Origin of the sequence: Aneurinibacillus sp. XH2 (assembly GCF_001439585.2) — a bacterium.
Classification (GTDB): domain Bacteria; phylum Bacillota; class Bacilli; order Aneurinibacillales; family Aneurinibacillaceae; genus Aneurinibacillus; species Aneurinibacillus thermoaerophilus.
Window position 1 is genome coordinate 846,996 of record NZ_CP014140.1, and the last position, 21,149, is coordinate 868,144.

At 45.4% G+C, this 21,149-nt stretch carries 22 protein-coding genes; 20 read left to right on the top strand and 2 right to left on the bottom strand.

The genetic code is table 11. The features are described from left to right. Positions 1-4 precede the first annotated feature (4 nt). Together ACH33_RS04080 and ACH33_RS04085 are read right to left on the bottom strand one after the other, a co-directional pair. Positions 5-790, bottom strand: coding sequence for a PilW family protein (locus tag ACH33_RS04080; protein WP_057897877.1), 786 nt, complete (start codon positions 788-790; stop codon positions 5-7). Between the two features lie 3 nt (positions 791-793). Next, complete coding sequence (locus tag ACH33_RS04085) at positions 794-1,261, bottom strand: type IV pilus modification PilV family protein (protein ID WP_057897878.1); 468 nt, start codon at positions 1,259-1,261, stop codon at positions 794-796. 197 nt (positions 1,262-1,458) lie between these two features. On the opposite strand from ACH33_RS04085, the gene ACH33_RS04090 reads away from it, so the two are divergent. The 20 genes from ACH33_RS04090 to rodA all read left to right on the top strand — a co-directional run bounded on the left by ACH33_RS04090 (position 1,459) and on the right by rodA (position 21,099). After that, positions 1,459-2,622: a Yip1 family protein gene (locus ACH33_RS04090; RefSeq protein ID WP_057897879.1), complete on the top strand. Its 1,164-nt coding sequence runs from the start codon at positions 1,459-1,461 to the stop codon at positions 2,620-2,622. A 71-nt stretch (positions 2,623-2,693) separates the two neighbouring features. Beyond that, the gene (locus tag ACH33_RS04095; RefSeq protein ID WP_057897880.1) at positions 2,694-3,557 is read left to right on the top strand and encodes a PRC-barrel domain-containing protein; all 864 of its coding nucleotides are present in this window, start codon (positions 2,694-2,696) and stop codon (positions 3,555-3,557) included. Between the two features lie 37 nt (positions 3,558-3,594). Further along, positions 3,595-5,118 (top strand): VanW family protein, encoded by a 1,524-nt coding sequence (locus tag ACH33_RS04100; RefSeq protein ID WP_139184946.1) that lies wholly within the window; start codon positions 3,595-3,597, stop codon positions 5,116-5,118. Positions 5,119-5,171: 53 nt separating this feature from the next. After that, positions 5,172-6,794: a type II secretion system ATPase GspE gene (gene gspE / locus ACH33_RS04105; RefSeq protein ID WP_057900237.1), complete on the top strand. Its 1,623-nt coding sequence runs from the start codon at positions 5,172-5,174 to the stop codon at positions 6,792-6,794. 25 nt (positions 6,795-6,819) lie between these two features. Continuing rightward, positions 6,820-7,863: a type IV pilus twitching motility protein PilT gene (locus tag ACH33_RS04110; protein ID WP_057897882.1), complete on the top strand. Its 1,044-nt coding sequence runs from the start codon at positions 6,820-6,822 to the stop codon at positions 7,861-7,863. After that, a complete protein-coding gene (locus tag ACH33_RS04115; protein WP_057897883.1) occupies positions 7,864-9,072 on the top strand; it encodes a type II secretion system F family protein in 1,209 nt (402 codons plus the stop codon). 24 nt (positions 9,073-9,096) lie between these two features. Continuing rightward, positions 9,097-9,543 carry a type II secretion system protein gene (locus ACH33_RS04120; protein WP_057897884.1) on the top strand — a complete coding sequence of 149 codons (447 nt, stop codon included), beginning with the start codon at positions 9,097-9,099 and terminating at the stop codon, positions 9,541-9,543. 92 nt (positions 9,544-9,635) lie between these two features. After that, positions 9,636-10,394: a prepilin peptidase gene (locus tag ACH33_RS04125; protein ID WP_057897885.1), complete on the top strand. Its 759-nt coding sequence runs from the start codon at positions 9,636-9,638 to the stop codon at positions 10,392-10,394. Between the two features lie 34 nt (positions 10,395-10,428). Further along, positions 10,429-11,496, top strand: coding sequence for a type IV pilus biogenesis protein PilM (pilM, locus tag ACH33_RS04130; RefSeq protein ID WP_057897886.1), 1,068 nt, complete (start codon positions 10,429-10,431; stop codon positions 11,494-11,496). 5 nt (positions 11,497-11,501) lie between these two features. Further along, entirely contained in the window at positions 11,502-12,164 is a 663-nt protein-coding gene (locus tag ACH33_RS04135) for a PilN domain-containing protein (protein WP_057897887.1), read from the top strand. Positions 12,165-12,167: 3 nt separating this feature from the next. Continuing rightward, the gene (gene pilO, locus ACH33_RS04140; protein ID WP_057897888.1) at positions 12,168-12,938 is read left to right on the top strand and encodes a type 4a pilus biogenesis protein PilO; all 771 of its coding nucleotides are present in this window, start codon (positions 12,168-12,170) and stop codon (positions 12,936-12,938) included. 63 nt (positions 12,939-13,001) lie between these two features. Next, on the top strand, positions 13,002-14,201 hold the full coding sequence (locus tag ACH33_RS04145; RefSeq protein ID WP_057897889.1) for a hypothetical protein: 1,200 nt from the start codon (positions 13,002-13,004) through the stop codon (positions 14,199-14,201). A 167-nt stretch (positions 14,202-14,368) separates the two neighbouring features. Beyond that, positions 14,369-14,974: a Maf family protein gene (locus ACH33_RS04150; protein ID WP_057897890.1), complete on the top strand. Its 606-nt coding sequence runs from the start codon at positions 14,369-14,371 to the stop codon at positions 14,972-14,974. Positions 14,975-15,064: 90 nt separating this feature from the next. Beyond that, entirely contained in the window at positions 15,065-15,778 is a 714-nt protein-coding gene (gene radC / locus ACH33_RS04155; RefSeq protein ID WP_091260401.1) for a RadC family protein, read from the top strand. 104 nt (positions 15,779-15,882) lie between these two features. Further along, the gene (locus ACH33_RS04160; RefSeq protein ID WP_057897891.1) at positions 15,883-16,920 is read left to right on the top strand and encodes a rod shape-determining protein; all 1,038 of its coding nucleotides are present in this window, start codon (positions 15,883-15,885) and stop codon (positions 16,918-16,920) included. Positions 16,921-16,934: 14 nt separating this feature from the next. Further along, positions 16,935-17,840: a rod shape-determining protein MreC gene (gene mreC, locus ACH33_RS04165; protein WP_057897892.1), complete on the top strand. Its 906-nt coding sequence runs from the start codon at positions 16,935-16,937 to the stop codon at positions 17,838-17,840. A 30-nt stretch (positions 17,841-17,870) separates the two neighbouring features. Continuing rightward, positions 17,871-18,386, top strand: a complete 516-nt coding sequence (mreD, locus tag ACH33_RS04170) for a rod shape-determining protein MreD (protein WP_057897893.1) — start codon at positions 17,871-17,873, stop codon at positions 18,384-18,386. Between the two features lie 63 nt (positions 18,387-18,449). Beyond that, a complete protein-coding gene (minC, locus tag ACH33_RS04175) occupies positions 18,450-19,124 on the top strand; it encodes a septum site-determining protein MinC (protein WP_057897894.1) in 675 nt (224 codons plus the stop codon). Positions 19,125-19,135: 11 nt separating this feature from the next. After that, positions 19,136-19,933: a septum site-determining protein MinD gene (minD, locus tag ACH33_RS04180; RefSeq protein WP_057897895.1), complete on the top strand. Its 798-nt coding sequence runs from the start codon at positions 19,136-19,138 to the stop codon at positions 19,931-19,933. A gap of 29 nt (positions 19,934-19,962) precedes the next feature. Further along, positions 19,963-21,099 (top strand): rod shape-determining protein RodA, encoded by a 1,137-nt coding sequence (gene rodA, locus ACH33_RS04185; protein ID WP_057897896.1) that lies wholly within the window; start codon positions 19,963-19,965, stop codon positions 21,097-21,099. Positions 21,100-21,149 lie beyond the last annotated feature (50 nt).

The following is a 21,149-nucleotide window of genomic DNA, read 5'->3' on the forward strand; positions in this document are numbered from 1 at the left end:
AGCCTCACCCATTCTTCATATTGTTGACAGCAAACTCGGTTTTCACGAAACGGATGAAATGCAAAGGTTCGTTATCGCTTGAAGCGAGTGACTTCCGCTCCGTTTGTAACCGGTTTAATTCATGCAATACATCATTCAGATCGGTAAATTCAGCTTTTTGCCCATTGCGAATCGTTCCACTCTTTCCTTTCGGTGCGACGACAAGATAAATGGTCAGCTTGTCATTATGTTCGGTCACTGTAAACAATCCGCCGACAACATACCCTTCATCATGTTTAAATGTTTTCCAGACGTTATTTGAATCGTTTGTTATGTTTGGGTTACTTTGTGAATCGCCGCTTGAGAGTTGTGGGAATTGATAGAACGTTCGTTTTAGCATCGATTGTTGCTTTTTTGTTTCGGTATCGTAGGCAAGCTTCAAATCATACGTAATCAATCCATCCCGGCTCTTGCCTTCATCTTCAGGCGGAAGCAAGCTTTTACCAGCCAATGAATTTTTAAAAATAGCGATCAATGTGTTGTGCCTTGTTGGATCGAACGAGTCATTAGGTAATTCGAAATAAGAAGCATCCTGCACTGTATTTAAAATGTTTGAAAGAATAAAATCTGTTTCATTTTGTAAATCCGTTTCAATGCGTGTACGGTCATAAAGTGAAATACCAGATATATATATGGAGGACAGTGGAAGAATGATAGCAAGAAAAATGCCAACCGCCACTAGCAGCTCTACAAGAGTTACGCCACGTTCATTGAAAATTTTCTGATGGACAAACTTGCGAAACAGAGACATTGATTATTCTCCTTTCTGCGGATTGGCAATAGCAGTGTGCAGCGTCGCTAATACCTTGTCATCATTTTGTTTTTTGATCGTAACTTTAATGATATAAAGCTGATCGTTTTCCTCGAAAGGTTCAATCGTTATGGATGGCTGATACGTAATGCCATTCAGTGTAACGGTAGATAGCTGGCGTTCAACAGGCATTCCTTTGTCATCAAGCCAATCATTCTTGTGTGCATGGATGTCTTTATATGTAGAGCGAAGCGTGTCTGTTCCGAGCTCAAGCGAGCCGTTTCCCGTCTTCCATTGTTCTGCCACCTGTCTTGCGATATTCATGGCAACGAGCTGCGAGTCTTGTCTTTTAACGGTGGAAAAACTATTGACAAAATATACGTTAAAGAGCAATAGACAAATAGAAAATATGACAATCGCGGCGAGCACTTCAAGCAAAGTTATTCCTTTCTCATCCGAAAATCGCTCCATCTTTCTTTATCCCCCGATATACGATGATAATTTTGGTGAATCCCTCTGCATAGCAAGAACATATGCTGGTTTCAAATGGAAATTATGATAAATTTGTAAATTTGTTCATAAAAATACTTTTCTTCTCTGGAATATTGTACTATATTGATAATAGTTTGTAGAAGTAAATAGTAAAAAACGATCATTTTGGTGATTTCATGGAATTATCTTGGGTATGGGGATATTATCTTATCTATGTTTTTTTTGCTTTTTTGTTTTATGTTTTCATAAAGAGAAAGGTTTATCTCGCGGGAAAACCGGCAGGTTTATTTTACGGTGCGATTGCACTTGGTATGATTGCGCCTTTCATCGTTTTCCTGTTTGGGTTTGTGATAGGTTTTCTCGTTTTGACAGCAGGCGCTTTGATTCTTTCGTTTTTCTTTCAGATTTACAAAGAAAAAGAGCAGCATGATTCATTGATAGAGGAAAGTGTTAGTGAGCATCACAGTGTTAAGGAGACGGATGAAACGCCTCTTATGGTAGAATCCATATTTCAGGATGAAGATAGAGCAGAAGATAGAGCAAAAGAAAAGGGAGGGGAGAATGATTTGGCTACAGTTGAAAAGAAGGAGGAGAGGGAGATGAACAATATGCGAAACATGGAGGAAACAGGGAAAGAAGAGGCACACTCTTTTCAGGTAGCGAATGAGGATAATCCTCTTTACCATTTTGCTGAGAATGAGACAGAAATGGCGGATAGCGAGCCGACAGGGCTCGAAGACGCTCGCCCGGACGCTTCGCGCGAAGAAGAGCTATACTATTCTGTTTTAAGAGAGGCGGCTGAAGAGGAGAGTGAACAGCAACAACAAAATGATTTCTTGTTAGAGCTTCCTTTGGAGGAGACCAATAAGGAAGAAACAGCAAGTGATGCGTTAGAGGTGTCCGAGAGAAACGAAGAACATGATGGCGAAGAGGGAGATTGCCAACTGGCAGATGATGTCCTTGCAGTTTTTTCGGCGGAACATGTGGAGCAAAAAGCGCAAGAGATGGAAGAAGTGGAACGGCATTTTCTTGCAGCACATACGGAGCTGGCAGAAGGAAAGCATGAAAATGCTTTGCAGAGCTTAAAAAAGGCATTGGCTTACAAGATACCTTTTGCCGCCAGGTTGATGATTATGGAAGATTACATCAAAGTATTGCATGAAATGGGGCTGTATGGACAGAGCATTCAGGAACTACAAAGTTTGTTGCTTGAACTGGAAAAGGCGGAGCTGGAAGAGGAACAGCGCAGCAAGTACGAAGCTGACATTATGCAACAAATTCATTACTTTGAAACGAAGCTTCGTTCGCTGGAAACAGAGGAGAACAAGTATCAGTTTTAAACGTTCATCCCTGCTGCCATTCATGTTGGGATAAACAAATAGATAAACGTATGAAAAGGAGTGCAAAGCCAATGAAACGAAGCCAGGAATTAATCGGGATGCCTATTATTAGCATTATGGATGGTAAAGAAATTGGAAAGGTGAAGAATCTTCTAGTGAATCCGGCGTCCGGGGTTGTTGACTTTTTGACTGTTCATAATGAACGTTGGACGCTGGGGATCAAGGTGCTTCCGTTCGCTCATGTGGGAGGATTGGGCGATTACGCCGTGATGACGGAGAACGAATCGTCTGTAATCGACCTATCCGAAGATACGTTGGCCAACGAATTAAAAGCGAAAGGCATCCAGATTATTGATAGCAAAGTCATTACAACAGCAGGCCAGCTTTTAGGAACGGTGACGGAGTATTACGTAAATAAGGAGAACGGAAAGATTGAAGGATATGTTGTTGAAAAAGAAGGGAATGAACCGGGCGTATTAGCTTCAGCGTTTATTATTACGATTGGAAAAGAAATTCTGGTTGTGAAAGAAGAAAGCAACGCCAATCTGTTGGATGAGCAACAGTTTGCAGGTGAAGAACAACCCTTAATCAGTGAAGAACATCCATTTGGAAGGGAAGAAAAAACCTTAATAAGTGACGAACAATCATTTGTGAAGGAAGAACAACAAGTGGCAGGGGACACTGTGACACAGGAAGAAGGTACGATCAAGAAAGAAATACCGTTTGAAAAGGAATGGATGGCAAAGGAGCAGCCGCTTCCTCTTTTCAAAAATTTGCCCAATTTAACAGGCAAGAGGCTGACAACAGATTTATATGATGAACAAGGGAAACTCCTGCTTGCGAAAGGGGACGTTATTACAGCCGAAGTTATGGAGCAAGTAAAGCAGCTTGGCAGAAACAAGCTTTTTGAATTAACGTTGAAACTTGCTGAGTAAAAGAGGCGAAGGAGTGAGGGAGGAGGATGGAGCGGAAATGCTCCAGCGAATACATAACTTACGATTTTTGTTTGCTTTTTTGCTGATAGCGACACCTGCTCTCTTGTTTAGCGGAGGAGCCTTTTATTTATCAGGGGGATGGAAAAGTAAGCCGAAGGCGGAAACATTTTCCCCAGGAATCACGATCGCGGGAGTTGATATTAGCGGTCTTACGTTTACGGAAGCTGAGGCAAAGCTGAATAGCTTCTTGCAAACAAGGGCAGGGGGATCGCTTCAGGTAACGATAGACGGAAAATCCTTTCCTGTTTTATTAAAGGATATCAACGTCAAGTATGATGTGCCTGGCTCGCTTTTGGAAGCCCGCAAAGCATCTGAGGAACGGTCAGGCATATGGGGCATGTGGAAGCGATGGCGCGGGACAGCGCCTTCACCTGAATTGCCTTTGCGCGTAACGTTTAATCGGGAAAAATTGACGGACATGATCACGGAGATTGCGAAAAATGTAGACCGACCGGCCGTACCTGCTACGGCGAAAGTGTCCGAAACAAAAATTACGATTGTCCCGGAAGTAGAGGGATATAAAGTGGATGTGCCGCAGACGGTTTCTGCGATTGATGATGAATTGCAAAGGCAAAGCCGGCATTTGCGCGTTCCGCTTGTCGTAGAAAAAGATATACCCAAGATAACAAAAGAAACTGTAAAAGATATTAAAGTAATGCTGGCTGAGTATAGCACCACCATTTCCCCTTCCGTACCTAATCGTCTTTTGAATGCGGAGCAGGCTGTTCGGCTCATTAATGGAACCGTACTGTTGCCGGATCAAACCTTCTCTTTTTACCAAACAGCAGGTCCTTATACAGAAGGAAAAGGGTATTTATCTGTTCCCATTCTTAAGGATGAAAACGTGCAAGACGGTGTTGCGGGAGGAGCGGTGCAAGTTGCGTCTACTTTATATATTGCAGCGGTCAAGAGCGGTCTGCCGATCATCGAACGACACAATAATGTGCGCCCGGTTGAGTTTATTCCGGCAGGATATGATGCTTTTGTCAGAGGGAAAGAATTTGATTTGCGCTTTGTGAATCGGATGAAGCAACCGATTTACATTCATGCAGAAATTAAAAACCGGCAGCTTAGGATTGCTATTTTTGGAGCCAAGCCGGTTCCTCCTGTTACCATTGAGGCAAAAGAAGAGGAGCAGATCGCTCCGGAAACGATTGTTCGCAGCGATAATACGCTACCTCCAAGAGCAGAAAAAATCATTCGACGCGGTAAAGCAGGGCTCAGGGTTAAAGTGTTTGTTTCCTGTTATAAAGAGGATGGAAGCCTAAAGACTGAGCTATTGTCGGATGATTATTATAGGCCGTTGCACAACATCGTAGCATTTGGCCCGGTTTATGAGGGAATGGCGCTTGAAACGGAGCAAGCAGACAAGAAGAACACAGCGGAAAGGCAGGATACCGCCAGTTCTTCAGCAGGCGAGCAAAAGAATAAAACTGAAAAGCCGAATGGTCAGAATAAAGAGCAGTCGGAACAGCAGGGGAACGTTTATATTTTGGATTAAATGCAGGAGGGAGGAACTTGGAGAAAAAGCGGCTGGGCGATATTTTGATTGAAATGCGGATCATTTCCGAAGCGCAGTTGCAAGAGGCGCTAGAAGAACAGAAAAATACAAAGATGAAATTAGGCGATGTTCTTCTAAAAAAGGGATTCATAAATGAGCAGCAGCTTATCGAAATTCTTGAGTTTCAACTTGGTATTCCCCATGTGAGTCTTTATCGTTATAAGTTAGAACCGGCCTTATCAGGCCTATTATCTGAAGAAATCGCAAGGCGTTATCAGGTCGTTCCTTTAAAACGCGACGGAGATCAACTGACCGTGGCTATGGTTGATCCGCTCGACTATTTTGCGATTGACGAAATGCGGATCAGCACCGGCTGCATGATTGTTCCTGTCATTGCCACAAAAGAAGAGGTACAGCGTGCCATCAGCCGAATATATGGCATGCAGGATTCGGTAAAAGAGCTGATGGATGATATAAGCGGCCATATGACGGTAGAAGAAGAAGAATTATCGGCCGAAGATTCTCCGATCGTCAGACTCGTTACTCAGATGTTTGAACAGGCGATACAGTTACGGGCGAGCGACATCCATATTGATCCTCAGGAGGAGGGGATCAAAATCCGCTACCGGATTGATGGCGTGATGCGGACGGAGCGCATGCTCCCACGTCATATGATGGGCATTTTGACTGCGCGAATTAAAATTATGTCCAACCTTAATATTGCGGAGCGCCGCTTGCCTCAGGATGGCAGAATCGAAATGCACGTAGGGCTTAAGGCGATTGATGTACGGGTATCCACGCTTCCGACGGTGTACGGGGAGAAAATTGTGATGCGTTTGTTGGATACGACAACCGCGTTGCTTGAACTGGATAAGCTTGGACTTACGAAGCGTAATTTGGCTGTTTTTCGCGATCTGATCAGCCGCCCAAATGGGATCTTGCTTGTAACCGGACCGACGGGCAGCGGAAAATCATCCACCCTTTATGCGGCGCTTAATCACTTGAATAACGATACGGTTAATATTATTACCGTTGAAGATCCGGTTGAGTACCAGTTGGAAGGAATTAATCAGGTACAAGTAAATACGAGTATCGGTATGACGTTTGCCTCCGCTTTGCGGTCGATTCTTCGTCAAGACCCTGACATCATTATGGTTGGTGAGATTCGCGATACGGAAACAGCTGAAATTGCTATCAGGGCGGCGTTGACCGGGCATCTTGTACTCAGTACGCTTCACACGAATGATGCGGTTAGCAGCATTACCCGTTTGGTTGATATGGGAATTCCTCCATTTCTTATTGCTTCTTCTATAAATGGTATCCTTGCGCAGCGGCTTGTACGCCGGGTGTGTCCGCATTGCAAACAAAGCTATACGCCGCGGGAAGATGAAAAAGAGGTGTTTGCTAGACGGGGGTTAACCATCGAACAGCTGTGGCGTGGAACAGGTTGCGGCAGCTGTAATTCCAGCGGGTACCGGGGACGGCTCGCCATTCATGAAGTTTTCCGAATGGATGATACGTTGCGCCGGATGATCGTGCGGCAAATGCCGGCGTCAGAATACAAAAAATACGCGTTGCAGCATGGCATGATTTTGCTGTTTGATGACGGGCTGCTGAAAGTCAAGCAGGGATTAACGACGCTTGAAGAGCTGTATCGCATTACGACGCGGGAATAGCAAGATGGTATAAGGGGTGATAGGGATGTCCGCAATTGATATTGCGAAGTTATTGCGATACGCCTTTGAAAAAAGAGCCTCCGATTTACATATTACTGCCGGATCCGCTCCGATCTTTCGCATGGATGGCGAATTGTACAGACTTGATATGGAGCCATTAATGCCGTCGGCTACGGAAGCGATCGCTAGAGAGGTAATGGGCGAGGAGCTTTTTACCCGGTTTAAGGAAAAGGGAGAAGCTGACTTTTCTTATGGTTTACCGGGAGTTTCCCGGTTTCGCGTGAATGCGTACCATCAGCGGAAAAGCGTCGGTCTTGTCTTCCGGGTCATTCCGACGCAAATTCCAACGCTAGAATCGCTAAACATGCCGAAAGTTTTAGAAAAGCTTTGTCATAAACCGCAGGGGCTGATTATTGTAACCGGGCCGACAGGCAGCGGGAAATCGACGACGCTGGCGGCGATGATCGATTATATCAACCGCACGATGCGCAAACATATTATTACATTGGAAGACCCTATTGAATATTTACACCGGCATAAGCTCTCGATTATTAATCAGCGGGAGATCGGCTTTGATACTGCTGATTTTGCCACAGGTCTTCGCGCCTCGCTCCGTCAAGACCCGGATGTTATTCTGGTGGGCGAGATGCGCGATCTGGAAACGATCAGTACGGCGATCACCGCAGCTGAAACCGGGCACCTGGTGTTTGCTACACTGCATACACCGGACGCACCGCAGACGATCGATCGCATTATTGACGTGTTTCCTGGCAACCAGCAGACGCAGATGCGCATTCAGTTGTCTTCCGTTTTGCTTAGCGTAATTTCACAGAGGCTGTTTGCCAAGATTGGCGGCGGACGTATCGCGGCAACGGAAATTTTGATTAATACACCCGCAGTCAGCAATTTAATTCGGATGGAAAAAGTGCATCAGATTCGCAGCATGATGCAGACGGGACGCGATTTTGGTATGCATACGCTGGAGATGTCTATTAAAGATTTGATCACAAGGGGCATTATTATGAAAGAGTCGGCACAGAACTATATGAATGAAAAGGTGCTGGAGTAGATGACAACGTTCGCTTATGAAGCAAGGGAACGTGGTGGCAAAAAGAAAAAGGGGACGATTACTGCGGCGACCCAAAGTGCGGCCATTGCCGAACTCAAAAAGCGTGGCCTGATTGTGCTGGCTGTGAAAGAAGAGAAAAAAACGATTTTGCATAAAGAGATTACGTTTGGCCGTCCTGTAAAAAATCGTGATTTTGTCGTGTTTTTGCGGCAATTTGCGACCCTCATCCGCGCTGGCGTCGGATTGGTGGATTCGCTGCATACGCTGGCTGCCCAAACGGAAAATAAGCAATTTCGGAAAGCATTAGAAGACATTAAATCGGATATTCGCAATGGGATTCAATTGTCCGAGGCGGCGGCGAAACACTCAAAAATTTTTGAGCCATTGTTTTTGAGCATGGTAAAAGCCGGTGAAGCCTCCGGAAATATGGAAGTCATTCTGGAGCGTTTGGCGCTGTTTTATGAGAAGTCTCATTATACGAAGGAAAAAGTAAAATCAGCGATGACATACCCGCTCGTCCTGCTTGTGCTGGCGATAGGGGTTACCGTTTATTTGCTTACAAGCGTCGTTCCTACTTTTGTTGGGATGTTTCAAAGCTTGAATGCTGAGTTGCCTGCGATTACGAAGTTCGTGCTGGCAGTAAGCAATAGTTTAGTGCATTATTGGTACATTTATACTATTACCATGCTTTTATTATCCATTTTTTCTCTTATTTTAGTAAAAATGGAATATGGGCAGAAAGTCACAAGTTATCTCAAGTTGAAAGTCCCTATTTTTGGTTTATTATACCAGAAGGGGTTGCTGGCCCGAATGAGCCGTACGTTGAGTACGCTTTTTTCTAGTTCGGTGCCCATTTTGCAAGCTTTAACAATCGTGGAGGAGGTGATGCATAATCAAATCATAGGCAAGGCGTTAGCAGACGCGAAAGAGAGTTTGCGGCAGGGACGGCCTTTGTCCGAACCGCTGAAAGAGTCGTGGGTGTTTCCGCCGCTCGTTACGCGGATGATCGCCATCGGTGAAGAGACGGGGGCGCTGGAGACGATGCTTGACAAGGTCGCGGACTTTTACGAGGCCGAAGTGGAAAATACGGTGGACAAAGTGAAGGCGTTGATTGAACCGATTATGATTGTTGTCCTTGCCGTACTCATCGGAACCATTGTCATATCGATTATGGTTCCAATGTTTGAAATGTATTCACATATTAAGTAAAAGAAAAGAGGGAGAGGAAAACACATGCTGAATCAAATGAAAAAAGTGTGGAAAGAGCAACGCGGTTTAACATTGATTGAATTGCTCGCAGTTGTTGTTATTCTTGGTATTATTGCGGCCATTGCCGTACCAGCGATTGGAAACATTATTGAAAATCAGAAATTAAAGACGCATAAGGCGAATGCGATTATGGTACTTGATGCAGCAAAATTATATTATTTGGATAATCCTGAGGAAGTAAGCAAAGATGTGGATTTGAAAACATTAGCTGAAGCTAATGCAAATAATGGTAAAAAATATCTTGATGCTATACCTATAAATCCAGAAACGAACCAACCTTATACTAATGGTACAATTAAGTATAATAACGGTGATCTTATGATAACGTTAGAAGGAGCTAAATTAGGAAAAGATAAAAAAGAGATTAAAGACATGACTCGACAAGACATATTAAAGGACGGTAATAAATAGGCATATATCATGAATTTCCAAGGCTTCCGCACGCACAAAAGCGCGGAGCCTTGTTTTTTCCAAAATACGTGGATCATGAAGAAAGGAGCACTATGGATTTCGCTATTCTTTTGCTCGTTTTTCTTTTCGGTCTTCTTTTCGGTTCATTTTTCAATGTCGTCGGGTTGCGGGTGCCGCAAGAACAATCGCTGCTTGCTCCGCCGTCACATTGCCCGACATGTAAAAAACAGCTCAAACCGATCGATCTAATTCCGATTCTCTCTTATTTGATTGCGCGCGGAAAATGCAGGTATTGCCGCGCCCCGATTTCTTCGGTATACCCGCTGATCGAGCTGGCAACCGGAATTTTATTCGCTGCGGTGTACGCTGTATATGATTTTACTCCAGTAGCGTGGCTCTATTTGTTATTTATCTCTTTGCTGGTGATCATTACAGTTTCAGACCTGGCATACCGGATCATTCCGGATAAAGTACTGCTGCCATTTTTTCTCGTGTTTCTTGTGCTTCGTTTCTTTATTCATCCGGACGAAACGTATCTTTCGCATTTGATCGGCATGGTGCTCGGGTTTACCATTTTCTATATAATTGCGATTGTTTCAGGAAACGGCATCGGAGGCGGGGATATTAAGTTGTTTGCTGTTGTTGGCCTTTTCCTCGGCTACCCTTTGCTTCTGTTGACGATTCTTCTTTCTACCTTTTTCGGGGCGTTCTATGGGGTATTGCTGATGATATTTCGGGGAGCCGGGCGAAAGACGAAAGTGCCGTTCGGGCCGTTCATTGCGCTGGGCGCGTTGCTTGCTTTGTTCAAAGGCTATGATCTGATTGCGTGGTATTTCAGTTTTTTTTACTAATGCATGGATACAAAAAGACGGAAGAGGGATTGCTGTGAAACGAACGTTACCGAGGATAACATTCCCCAGATTTTCGCTCAAAGATTTCAAAGTCCCTTCTTATTTATTGCGGAAAAAGTCCGGCCATATCGGGATGGTGCTGGAAGATAGAGGATTGCGGTATGCGGAAGTACACCATGATGCCCAGACGATTCATATTAAAAAAGCCGGCTTTCTTGAACTGGATAGCGGTTTAATTGAACGGGGCAAGCTGATTGACTGTGCGCGCATCGAAAGTGAATTGAGCACAAAGGTACAGGAAGAAGGACTAAAAGGAAAAAAAGCAATCATTTCGCTTCCAAGCTCTTCTGTTTTTATCCGGAAAGTTCTCTTGCCACCCGTTCCGGAAAAAGAAGTGCGGATGTTGTTGGAAGTGGAGCTGGAGTCCACGGTTCATGTTCCGTTCCAGCGCCCGTACTTTGATTATTACAAATTGGAACAAGCGCCAAACGGTGAAGCGGAAGAAGAGCAGGAACAGTATTGGGTTGTTGCTGCACCGGGAGATTTAGTTGATCAATATATTGAACTGTTTTCCGTATTGCGTATCGAACTCGTTGCGGCAGAAATCGAGCCGCTGGCGCTATATCGTGTCCTTGCTAAATACCGGGCTGAGGAAGAAGAATTTATCATTGTACAGCTTGGGCTTCACTCGGTCAATGTTTTCTTTTTCAAAGGTGACATTCCGGAGTTTGTTCGCAACATCCCGATTGACTTAACAAACTATAACATTACATTAGATGAAAGAGGCATGCAGTCTTATTCTCTCATTCAATATATGGAAGATAGAGGGATGTTTGACGGATTTGCGAGGGATTTAATACGAGAACTGGAACGTGTGCTTACGTTTTATGAATTTAATATGAAAAAAGATGGTACACGCATTAGCAAGATGTATCTTACCGGTGATTTTCCAAATATCGAAAAAATAATTTCTATTTTACAGGAAAATATTAAGCATGCGGAGGTTACGCGGTTTCCTGCCGAGCATATTTTCCATCCTTTTACCGGGCAGGATGAAGTTCAAGCGTATATGGCTCCGATTGGTTTAGCGATGAGAGGGTAGCGGAAATGGTAGATATTAATCTTCTTCCCCGAAAAAAAACGAGCGTTTCTCGCATGGTTGTTGTGTTTAGCATAATCGGTGTTTTTTGGCTGTTAGCAGCCGGATATTTAGGGATGTTATATGTGACAGGCAAGAAAGAAACGGCCAGCATGCAGGCGGAGATAGAAAGGATTGAAAAGCAATTGAGCGCTATGCAACAACGGCAGGGACAAGCTGTGACGGTTGACGATTATCTGGATTTGTCTAATAAGCTGCAACATGTATTCTATCCGACAACTCTGCTGCTCGATGAACTGGCTTCCCAATTGCCTGAACAAGGAAAAGTAATGTCTCTTTCCTATAATATGGACGGAAAAATCGAAGTAGAAGGCCGTTTTGAACAGTATGAGGATATTGCGGCGTATTTATATAATGTGCAACAGTTACCGCGCGTTATGAAGGCGGATGTTAAAAGGATTACAATAGTTAAGACGGAATGGATTGGACCTAGAGATGAGAAAGGCAACCCGCTTTCCCTCTCGCTGCGACTTATGGGCGGCAAAATTCTCCCTTATTATCAGGCCCGATTTGAATTCATTACTCAGACGATAGATGAAAAAAATTTCCGCAAAAACACTTCGCCTAACAAGCAAAGCGGAGCGACTAAACAGGCAGGAGAGAGGGAGTAGAAAATGGAGGAAAAGCAGCGTCAATATGTTTTGCTTGGATTGGCTCTATTATTTTTGATGCTAGCTGTGTTCTATTATTTGTATGTTATGCCGGTACTAAATCAAAAGCGGGAGGCGGAGATACAGCTGCAACAGAAGAAAGCAGAGCTTGAACTGGCCACAAAGCAAAAGAAAGAAGCAGATACGCGCCCACCGCAGGAGAAATTGCGGCAGATCGCTGAACTGTTTCCGGTAAAATCTTACGATGAGCAGCTGGTTAAAGAGTTTGGAAAGTTGCAGTCTATTAGCAAGATAGCGATAGAGGATGCGTCGTTTGAGGAAAATAAAGAGATAAACGCGGCGGATCTGGCAAAAGAAATTGTCTCTGAAGAAGTCGAAGAGAAGACGGCTGATATACCGAAAGAACAAGCGCCAAAAGTTACGCGTGCGGAGCTTGAGAAGTATTTGCCCCGTTCTTCGATTCGGAATATGAAAATTAAGCTGAGCATAAAAGGGGAATATAAAGACGTTTACAGGTTTGTTACTGAGATTCAGCAGATGTCCAGGTATTTGCGTGTAGATAAGCTTATGTTTAAACAGAAACAAGAGGATGATTTCAAAATTCCAAAAGAAAAGGGGATTGAAGCTAACTTAGAGCTAACTGGATATTACGCGCCGCAGTATGCATCGCTTCTGGACAAACTTCCTTCTGTTCATACAGACCCGCCGTCGGGTAAATGGGACCCGACACAATATCCAGTTATTGAAAAAGAAGATGTACAACCCCATTCATAATGTAAGAGCCTGCCTCATATGGATAAAGTAACGATACTTATCCAAGAGAGGGAGAGGCTTCACATGAAGAAAAGACCGGACTATACGATTCGCATAAGGCCACGGGAAGAGCTGTCCCGATCGGAGGTGAAGGCGTCTGCTGCGTCGCGCCCGAAAATCAAGCTAAATTGTTCGCCTGTTTCTGTTATTCCAGCGAAAGCGGAGGAGCAGAACGAACCGTTATCTCCGCCTGTAGCTGCCGCAGTAACAGAGAGCATGATGAATCATAAGGAAATAGAAGAAGTAGAAAGTATAGGTTTTCGTGCGCCCATTACACCGTTATTCGGACACAAAAAGCGCTCAGGTCGTTCTTTCAAGCCGCCGCGGAATTTTTTTCAACTGTCCGCAGTTGTCGGAGGCGCTGTATCCGTCGGGCTTTTGTTCGGCTATGTTATCTTGCACACATTTACGACCGGGTCGACGCCAACCGTAGAAGATATGACAAAGCCGTCTGTAGCTTTGACACAGAAAGGGGAAAACGGAGCAGCAGGGCGGACAAGCACAGAAATAGGCACGCAAGCTTCCGTGCAAGGGCAGTCGGCCGTGCCCAAGAGAAAATCCTTAACGCTCACACTTCCGGTTATGTCCTTGTATATGGTGCAGGGGGGCGTGTTTAGCACCAGGGCGGGAGCGGAACAGGAAGCCGCCGCTTTGCGGGAGAAAGGTTGGCCGGTGCATATGGTGGAAGAAGCGGGCAAACAAATGCTGTTTCTCGGAGTTAGCGCTTTGCGGGATGATGCGCTTGCGCTTGCCCAAGTGTATCGCGCGGACAAGCAGGAGGTTTATATTAAAGAGAAGAGTCTGCCTGCGGGAACAATAACGGTTGCGGTACCGGAGGAGCTAACATCCTCAACGATGGAAGAAATCAAGCGTTTTGGTCAGACACAGGCGGATTTGTTTCAGAATGTGTCGCTCCTTACCGGAGAAGGATTTAAGACAGGAAAAATCGAGCAGGCCGCCATTCAAAAAATGATGGCCAAACACCGGGAGTTGTTGCAGCAGGGAAGAAGCTTGACAACCGTACTTGCTGAGCAACAGAAAACATTATTGCAAAGTGCTTTAAATGAAATGACGACCGCCGTCACCACATTGCAGCAGTTCTCATCTCAGCCGAACAGGACATATTTATGGCAGGCAGAGGAAAAAATATTACGGTTTATCGCTTTTTATAAGCAATGGCAGGAAGCGATGGCAACACCGGCCGCATCTTCTTCTCCCTTTTAGAAAAGAACAGGATTTTATTTCCTGTTCTGTTTGTTTTTACATGACTAAACGTTTCGCTTTTCGTTATTGTGCTGCTTAAAGGTCTTTGCTAAACTTAATATGATATAAGTCGATAAGGAAGAAGAAGCATATCTTTACAGTACCCAAGTAGGAGCAGGTGAATCACTTTGGCAAAAACAAACCAGCCTTCCATTGTTCTCGCGTCGGCGTCTGCTCGGCGCAAAGAATTGCTGGCCGGATTGGGCCTTACGTTTACCGTGCAGCCGAGCGTGGCGAGCGAAGTGGTGGAGGAAGAAGTATCCCCTGAGGAGTACGTGACCATTCTTGCACAGCGCAAGGCTAGAGATGTGGCATTTTCGCTTGCGGACAATGAGAATGAATCGTTTCTCGTCATCGGTTCCGACACCATAGTGGTATTGGACGATACCATTCTGGGTAAGCCCGGACATGAAGAAGAAGCGTTCCGTATGCTGTCAAGCCTGCAGGGAAGGACGCATACGGTTTATACTGGCGTCTGTATTGTCGAAACGGCGACAGGCAGAGAGAAAAGCGGATACCGGGCTACGAAAGTTACCATGCGGAAGCTAACACCGGATAAGATTCGCCGCTACATCGCTACCGGCGAGCCGATGGATAAAGCGGGCGCGTACGGTATTCAAGGGTATGGAGCGATGCTTGTATCCCATCTTGAGGGAGATTATTTTTCTGTAGTCGGACTTCCAGTCGCATTGGTTAGTGACTTTCTGGAAGAATTTGGTGTAAAATTACTATAGGCGTCCGCCTATGCCGGATATGCCTATGGGGATGCACCATTAGGAAGGCAGCAGGAATGGCCCCGTATTTTTACGAATGGGGGAGTCCATATGCAACAGAGGGACATGCTGTCTCAAGACTATTATCCTATGCTGAAAAATATGCCGGAATCAGACAGGCCGCGGGAACGGATGATGCGGGTAGGGCCAGGTGCGCTTTCTGACGCGGAATTGCTGGCCCTGCTCTTGCGCACCGGGTCTGCGGAAGAGTCGGTGATGTCGCTTGCCTGCCGGGTATTAAACCGGTTTGAAGGGGTGCGTGGTTTAAAATCGGCTTCGTTCGAAGAACTGATCGCGATGAAGGGAATCGGTCCGGCAAAAGCTTTGCTGATTATGGCTGGTCTTGAGCTGGGAAAACGCATGAGCACTGCCCTTCCGTCCGACCGTTTTGCCATTCGTTCGCCGAAAGACGTCGCCGATGTTATGATGGAAGAGTTGCGTTATCACACACAAGAACATTTTGTCTGCTTGTACCTCAATACAAAGAATCACATTATCGGCAGAGAAACAATTTTTATTGGAAGCTTGAATTCATCCATTGTTCACCCACGTGAAGTCTACAAAGAAGCGATTCGCCGCAGCAGTGCCTCCGTGATTTGTCTTCATAATCATCCAAGTGGTGATCCCGCACCGAGCCGGGAAGATATTGACGTAACGCGTCGTCTTCAAGAAGCGGGGCGTATTCTTGGCATTGAATTGCTTGATCACGTTATTATTGGTGATGGACGATTTTACAGTATGAAAGAGAAGGGGCATTTAGCATAATGCTATCCTTTTCCTTATTGAAAAAGTATAGGGTTTCAGTATAATTTTATAGTTGTTGTCGCAAGATTACATATGCGCTTAACATGAAGGGAGAAATTACACCGATGTTTGGTAGCTTTAATAGAGATATGGGTATTGACCTTGGTACGGCCAATACGCTTGTATATGCGAAGTCGAAAGGAATTGTTGTTCGTGAACCATCTGTTGTCGCGCTGCGCACAGATACCGGGAGTATTGAAGCGGTAGGGAATTCAGCCAAAAGCATGATCGGTAGAACGCCGGGCAATATTGTGGCGGTTCGTCCTATGAAAGACGGTGTTATTGCCGATTTTGAAACGACGGCTACGATGTTGCGCTACTTTATTGAGCAGGCGCAGAAAAACCGTGGCCTGTTTTCGCGCAAGCCGAATGTGATGGTATGCGTTCCTTCCGGTATTACTGCGGTAGAAAAACGCGCAGTAGAAGACGCGACAAAGCTTGCAGGTGCGCGTGAAGCGTTTACGATTGAGGAGCCGTTTGCTGCGGCTATTGGCGCAGATCTTCCTGTATGGGAACCGACCGGAAGCATGGTTGTTGATATCGGCGGCGGTACGACAGAAGTAGCGATCATTTCGCTGGGCGGAATTGTGACAAGCAAATCCATCCGTGTTGCTGGCGATGAAATGGATGAAGCAATTATCCAATATATTAAGAAGAAATATAATTTGATGATCGGGGAGCGGACAGCGGAAACGCTGAAGATGGAAATCGGTTCCGCCATTCCGCCAGAGCAGCCGGAAAAAATGGATATTCGTGGCCGCGATTTGATTTCTGGTTTGCCGAAGACAATCGAAATTACAGCTGAGGAAATTGCTGAAGCGCTGAGTGAGACCGTGACAAGCATTGTGGACGCGGTGAAAATTACCCTGGAGAAAAGCCCGCCGGAGCTGGCGGCCGATATTATGGATCGCGGTATTGTACTGACTGGCGGTGGCGCGCTGTTGCGCAATCTGGATAAACTTCTGGCGGAAGAGACAGGTATGCCTGTGCTTGTAGCGGAAAATGCTCTTGATTGCGTGGCAATTGGTACAGGCCGTGCGCTTGAAAATCTTCATTTATTTAAATCAAAATCTGGCATCACGATGCGTTCCAGCCGCAAGTAAGCAGGTGTTGAGGAGTGTCCAGTTTCTTTGGCAATAAGCGGTTAATTGCGATACTCATGGGGTTGATTGTGCTGATTGTGGTGATGGGTGCTACGTTAAAGGAGCGCCCTTTTCCCACATGGCCGGAACGGTTGGTGAAAGACTCCGTTTCATTTGTTCAGGGACTCTTTTACAAGCCGACCATGCTTGTTTCCGGTTTTTTTCAAGATGTTAGGGACATTTATAACGTATACGAAGAGAACAAGGCATTGAAAGCGGAACTGGATAAGCACGCGAAGCTGAAGGGGGAAGTGGAAGAACTTCGCCGCGAAAATGCCCGCTTGCGTTCCATGATTAATATTAAAGATGACAAACTGAGAGGGTATAAGTGGTATGCGGCCGATGTCATCGCACGTACACCAGATCGCTGGAACAACACGCTGATTATCAGCAAAGGAAAAAACGATGGTATCGAACCGGATATGGCCGTCATATCGTCACAGGGCGCGCTTATCGGGCGCATCAAGAACGTCTCCCATTTTTCTTCGCAGGTTGAATTGTTGATGGATATCGAACAGGCAAATCACATTTCAGCAGTGATTCAAGGGAGTCAGGCGATTTACGGAGTCATCGAGAGCTATGACTTAGAAAAGCATGAACTTATCATGCGTAAAATTCCAAAAACAAAAGATTTGAAGATTGTGCCGGGTCAATACGTGACCACTTCCGGTATGGGAGGCGTGATGCCACCGGGCTTAGTTATCGGACGTGTAAGTTCCGTCGAGGAGGGAGATTACGGATTAACACAGACCGCGCGCATCACTCCGTTGGCGAATTTCTATCAGATTGAACAGGTGTTCGTGGTTAAGCGCGATTTTGTCGCCAAGCCGGAATCGATAGAGCAGGAAAAAGAACAACGTGCGAAGAAGGCTAACAAGTAACGGAACCTTTAGAAAGGCAGGGCTTGGCAAGTGAGAATTGGCGCAATATCCGTTGTCATGTTTTTTCTGTTTTTAATTGAAGGTACGATTGCCCAGGTGTTCGCTTCGGAAGTATGGGATCTTCCTTGGCTTATCGTCCCTCGTTTCGTTTTGGTGGGGGTCGTGTTTATCGGGTTATATGGAGGCAGAAGAAGGGGATTTTTTTTCGGCCTGTGTTTCGGACTCCTTTATGATATTGTTTATGCTCAGGTTATTGGTGTGTACGCGTTTTCAACAGCGCTTTTGGGATATCTGGCTGGACTTGCGACCCGGTATTTTCACCAGAATTGGTTGCTTGTGTTCTTTACTGTGCTGCTCGTTATTTTTGTAAACGAGTTGCTTGTATATGAGATTTATCATTTATTTAATATAGTCTACATGAGCTGGATTCATTTATTCACGAAAGAGATAATCCCCACCGTTATTGTTAATGCGCTGTATGCTGTACTCATTTTCCGACCGATGAGCAAGCTGCTTAAGCAATCGCGGATCGAGGAGCTTACGTAAGCATTGTGCAGGAGACCTTCGCTTTCGTAGCGAATAATAAGGATATGGGGTGGATCTTTGGCTATGACGAAAATAAAACAAAAAGTGATGATCAAAGGAACCAAAGAGGGCCTCGTGTTTCACATGGATGACACCTGTTCGTTTGACAGTCTGCTTCAAGAATTACGAGAGAAAGTCGAGAACAGCCATCAGCGGATTTTGACCGGCCCTACCGTTGGGATTACGGTTAAGTTGGGGATGCGCTATGTGTCGGAAGAACAGGAGCAGCAGATTCGGGACATTCTCAGAATGCGCGGCAATCTAGTTGTGAAGGCGATTGAATCCGATGTAATTACAAAGGAAGAGGCATTGCGCGACAAATTGGCCTCCCAGGTACGAATTTATACGCGTACGGTACGTTCTGGACAGGTAATACGTCATGAAGGCGATTTATTGCTGATTGGTGATGTCAACCCCGGAGCGCTTGTCATGTGTACAGGAAATATTTTTGTACTTGGGTCGTTGCGCGGAACGGCGCATGCCGGATGCAACGGCAACAAGGAATCCGTAATTGCCGCGTTTGAAATGTTTCCCGCACAAATCCGTATCGCCGGGATCGTGAACCGTAATTCGGATGGAAGGGAGCCTGAAGAGCTGACTTGGATGGAATTTGCGTATGTTGCCGAGGAGCGTCTGGTGATCGAAAAAATGAATCAATTGCATAAAATCCGGCCTGAATTGGGTCGGTTTGTCATATAGGGGGGATCCTTATGGGTGAAGCCATTGTGATTACATCGGGAAAAGGCGGGGTCGGCAAAACGACGACAACGGCCAATATTGGCACGGCTTTGGCGCAGCTGGGCAAACGCGTTTGTCTGGTGGATACTGATATCGGATTGCGTAACCTTGATCTTGTGATGGGACTGGAGAACCGTATCATTTTTGATCTGGTGGATGTTGTGGAAGGAAATTGTAAGCTTCATCAGGCGATGATTAAAGATAAGCGTTTTGATGATTTATTATACTTGCTTCCCGCTGCCCAGACAAAAGATAAATCAGCGGTTACGCCCGAACAAGTAAAAGAACTTATCGACCAGCTCAAGGCGGATTTTGATTACGTGTTGATTGATTGCCCGGCAGGAATCGAACAAGGATTCAGAAATGCGGTCATCGGCGCCGATAAGGCAATTGTTGTCACAACACCTGAAGTTTCTTCTATTCGTGACGCGGATCGAGTCATTGGTTTATTAGAGAGGGAAAACCTGGAAGGCACCTATTTGATCGTAAACCGTATCCGGCCGCATATGACGCGTACAGGCGATATGATTGATGTAGATGACGTGGTTGCGATGCTGTCGATCGATCCGATCGGATATGTGCCGGATGACGAAGAAGTAATCAAGCATTTAAATTTAAAAGAGCCGGTCGCAATGAATCACGAAGCGAAAGCCGGACTTGCATACCGCAATATCGCGCGCCGCATTTTGGGCGATTCGGTGCCGTTTCTAAATATGGATGAGCCAGAAGGATTTTTCAAGAAAGTGAAGCGTTTATTCGGCATTAGATAAGGTGTGGTGCATGCATCGGAGGATGAAGCATGGATTTTGAAAAAAAATATATACGGAATTTGGATTGGCTCTTAATTTTGCTTCTAGTGTGCTTGGGAATCTTTAGTTTTATCGGGATTTCCGGCGCGACAACAACCGCCAATTACGAATGGAAGCAGGTAGTATGGTATGCCATTGGCTTTCTGATTCTGGCCACCGTTCTTTTGTTTGATTATCATTCATTCGGCAATCTTGCCTATGTGCTTTACGGTATTGGGCTGGTGCTTATTATTGGCGTACTGTTCACGCCCGAGAAGAGCGGTGCGCACAGCTGGTACCAGCTTGGTCTATTTGACTTTCAACCTTCCGAATTGATGAAGATTTTTACCATTCTCGCGGTTGCCAAATACATCTCCAAAAAGGATGAGCAGGAAGAGAAGATCGATAATCTAAAAGCGATGCTTCCGATTTTTCTGCTGATTGGCGTGCCGCTGTTGTTAATTCTTATTCAGCCGGATTTAGGAACATCGCTCGTATTCATCGGAATTTTGTTTTGCATGCTGATCGTGGCCGGTGTTCCTATGCGTTATTTCGTAATGCTTGGCCTTTTAGGCGCGATTTTTTTTGCTTCAATCGCTTATATTTTTATGTTTCATAAGGATTTCTTTTTTGACCATATTATGAAACCATATCAATGGAAGAGGATTGAGGTTTGGCTGGATCCTTATGACCCGAAATACAAGGATGACGGCTACCAGCTTAGACAGTCATTGACAGCTGTCGGCTCCGGACAGCTTCTGGGAAAAGGGATTAACCAAGGAACACAGGCACGCAACGGTTGGGTTCCGGTTGGGGAGAGCGACTTTGTGTTCACTGTAATCGCTGAGGAACTAGGTTTTATTGGCTCCAGCATTTTGATTTTTATTTATTTCTTCTTTATCTATCGGATGCTCCGCATCGCTATGGAAGCAAAAGATACATTCGGCATGTATGTCATTGCCGGGGTTATCGGAATGTATGTGTTTCAGATTTTCGAGAACATCGGGATGACGATTCAGCTGATGCCGATCACCGGACTTCCATTGCCGTTTATCAGTTATGGTGGAAGTTCGCTTGTGACGAACTTTTTTGTGATGGGGATTGTCCTCAGCATTGGAATGCGGCGGAAAAAATTGATGTTTGAATAAGTGCGAAGGGAAGCGCGCCTGTACATCCCGCGAAACGGACAGGCGCGCTT

Coding starts and splice junctions, on each gene's coding strand:
- ACH33_RS04080 (WP_057897877.1), bottom strand. CDS start 790: ATGTCTCTGTTTCGCAAGTTTGTCCATCAGAAAATTTTCAATGAACGT.
- ACH33_RS04085 (WP_057897878.1), bottom strand. CDS start 1,261: ATGGAGCGATTTTCGGATGAGAAAGGAATAACTTTGCTTGAAGTGCTC.
- ACH33_RS04090 (WP_057897879.1), top strand. CDS start 1,459: ATGGAATTATCTTGGGTATGGGGATATTATCTTATCTATGTTTTTTTT.
- ACH33_RS04095 (WP_057897880.1), top strand. CDS start 2,694: ATGAAACGAAGCCAGGAATTAATCGGGATGCCTATTATTAGCATTATG.
- ACH33_RS04100 (WP_139184946.1), top strand. CDS start 3,595: ATGCTCCAGCGAATACATAACTTACGATTTTTGTTTGCTTTTTTGCTG.
- gspE (WP_057900237.1), top strand. CDS start 5,172: ATGCGGATCATTTCCGAAGCGCAGTTGCAAGAGGCGCTAGAAGAACAG.
- ACH33_RS04110 (WP_057897882.1), top strand. CDS start 6,820: ATGTCCGCAATTGATATTGCGAAGTTATTGCGATACGCCTTTGAAAAA.
- ACH33_RS04115 (WP_057897883.1), top strand. CDS start 7,864: ATGACAACGTTCGCTTATGAAGCAAGGGAACGTGGTGGCAAAAAGAAA.
- ACH33_RS04120 (WP_057897884.1), top strand. CDS start 9,097: ATGCTGAATCAAATGAAAAAAGTGTGGAAAGAGCAACGCGGTTTAACA.
- ACH33_RS04125 (WP_057897885.1), top strand. CDS start 9,636: ATGGATTTCGCTATTCTTTTGCTCGTTTTTCTTTTCGGTCTTCTTTTC.
- ACH33_RS04135 (WP_057897887.1), top strand. CDS start 11,502: ATGGTAGATATTAATCTTCTTCCCCGAAAAAAAACGAGCGTTTCTCGC.
- pilO (WP_057897888.1), top strand. CDS start 12,168: ATGGAGGAAAAGCAGCGTCAATATGTTTTGCTTGGATTGGCTCTATTA.
- ACH33_RS04145 (WP_057897889.1), top strand. CDS start 13,002: ATGAAGAAAAGACCGGACTATACGATTCGCATAAGGCCACGGGAAGAG.
- radC (WP_091260401.1), top strand. CDS start 15,065: ATGCAACAGAGGGACATGCTGTCTCAAGACTATTATCCTATGCTGAAA.
- ACH33_RS04160 (WP_057897891.1), top strand. CDS start 15,883: ATGTTTGGTAGCTTTAATAGAGATATGGGTATTGACCTTGGTACGGCC.
- minC (WP_057897894.1), top strand. CDS start 18,450: ATGACGAAAATAAAACAAAAAGTGATGATCAAAGGAACCAAAGAGGGC.
- minD (WP_057897895.1), top strand. CDS start 19,136: ATGGGTGAAGCCATTGTGATTACATCGGGAAAAGGCGGGGTCGGCAAA.
- rodA (WP_057897896.1), top strand. CDS start 19,963: ATGGATTTTGAAAAAAAATATATACGGAATTTGGATTGGCTCTTAATT.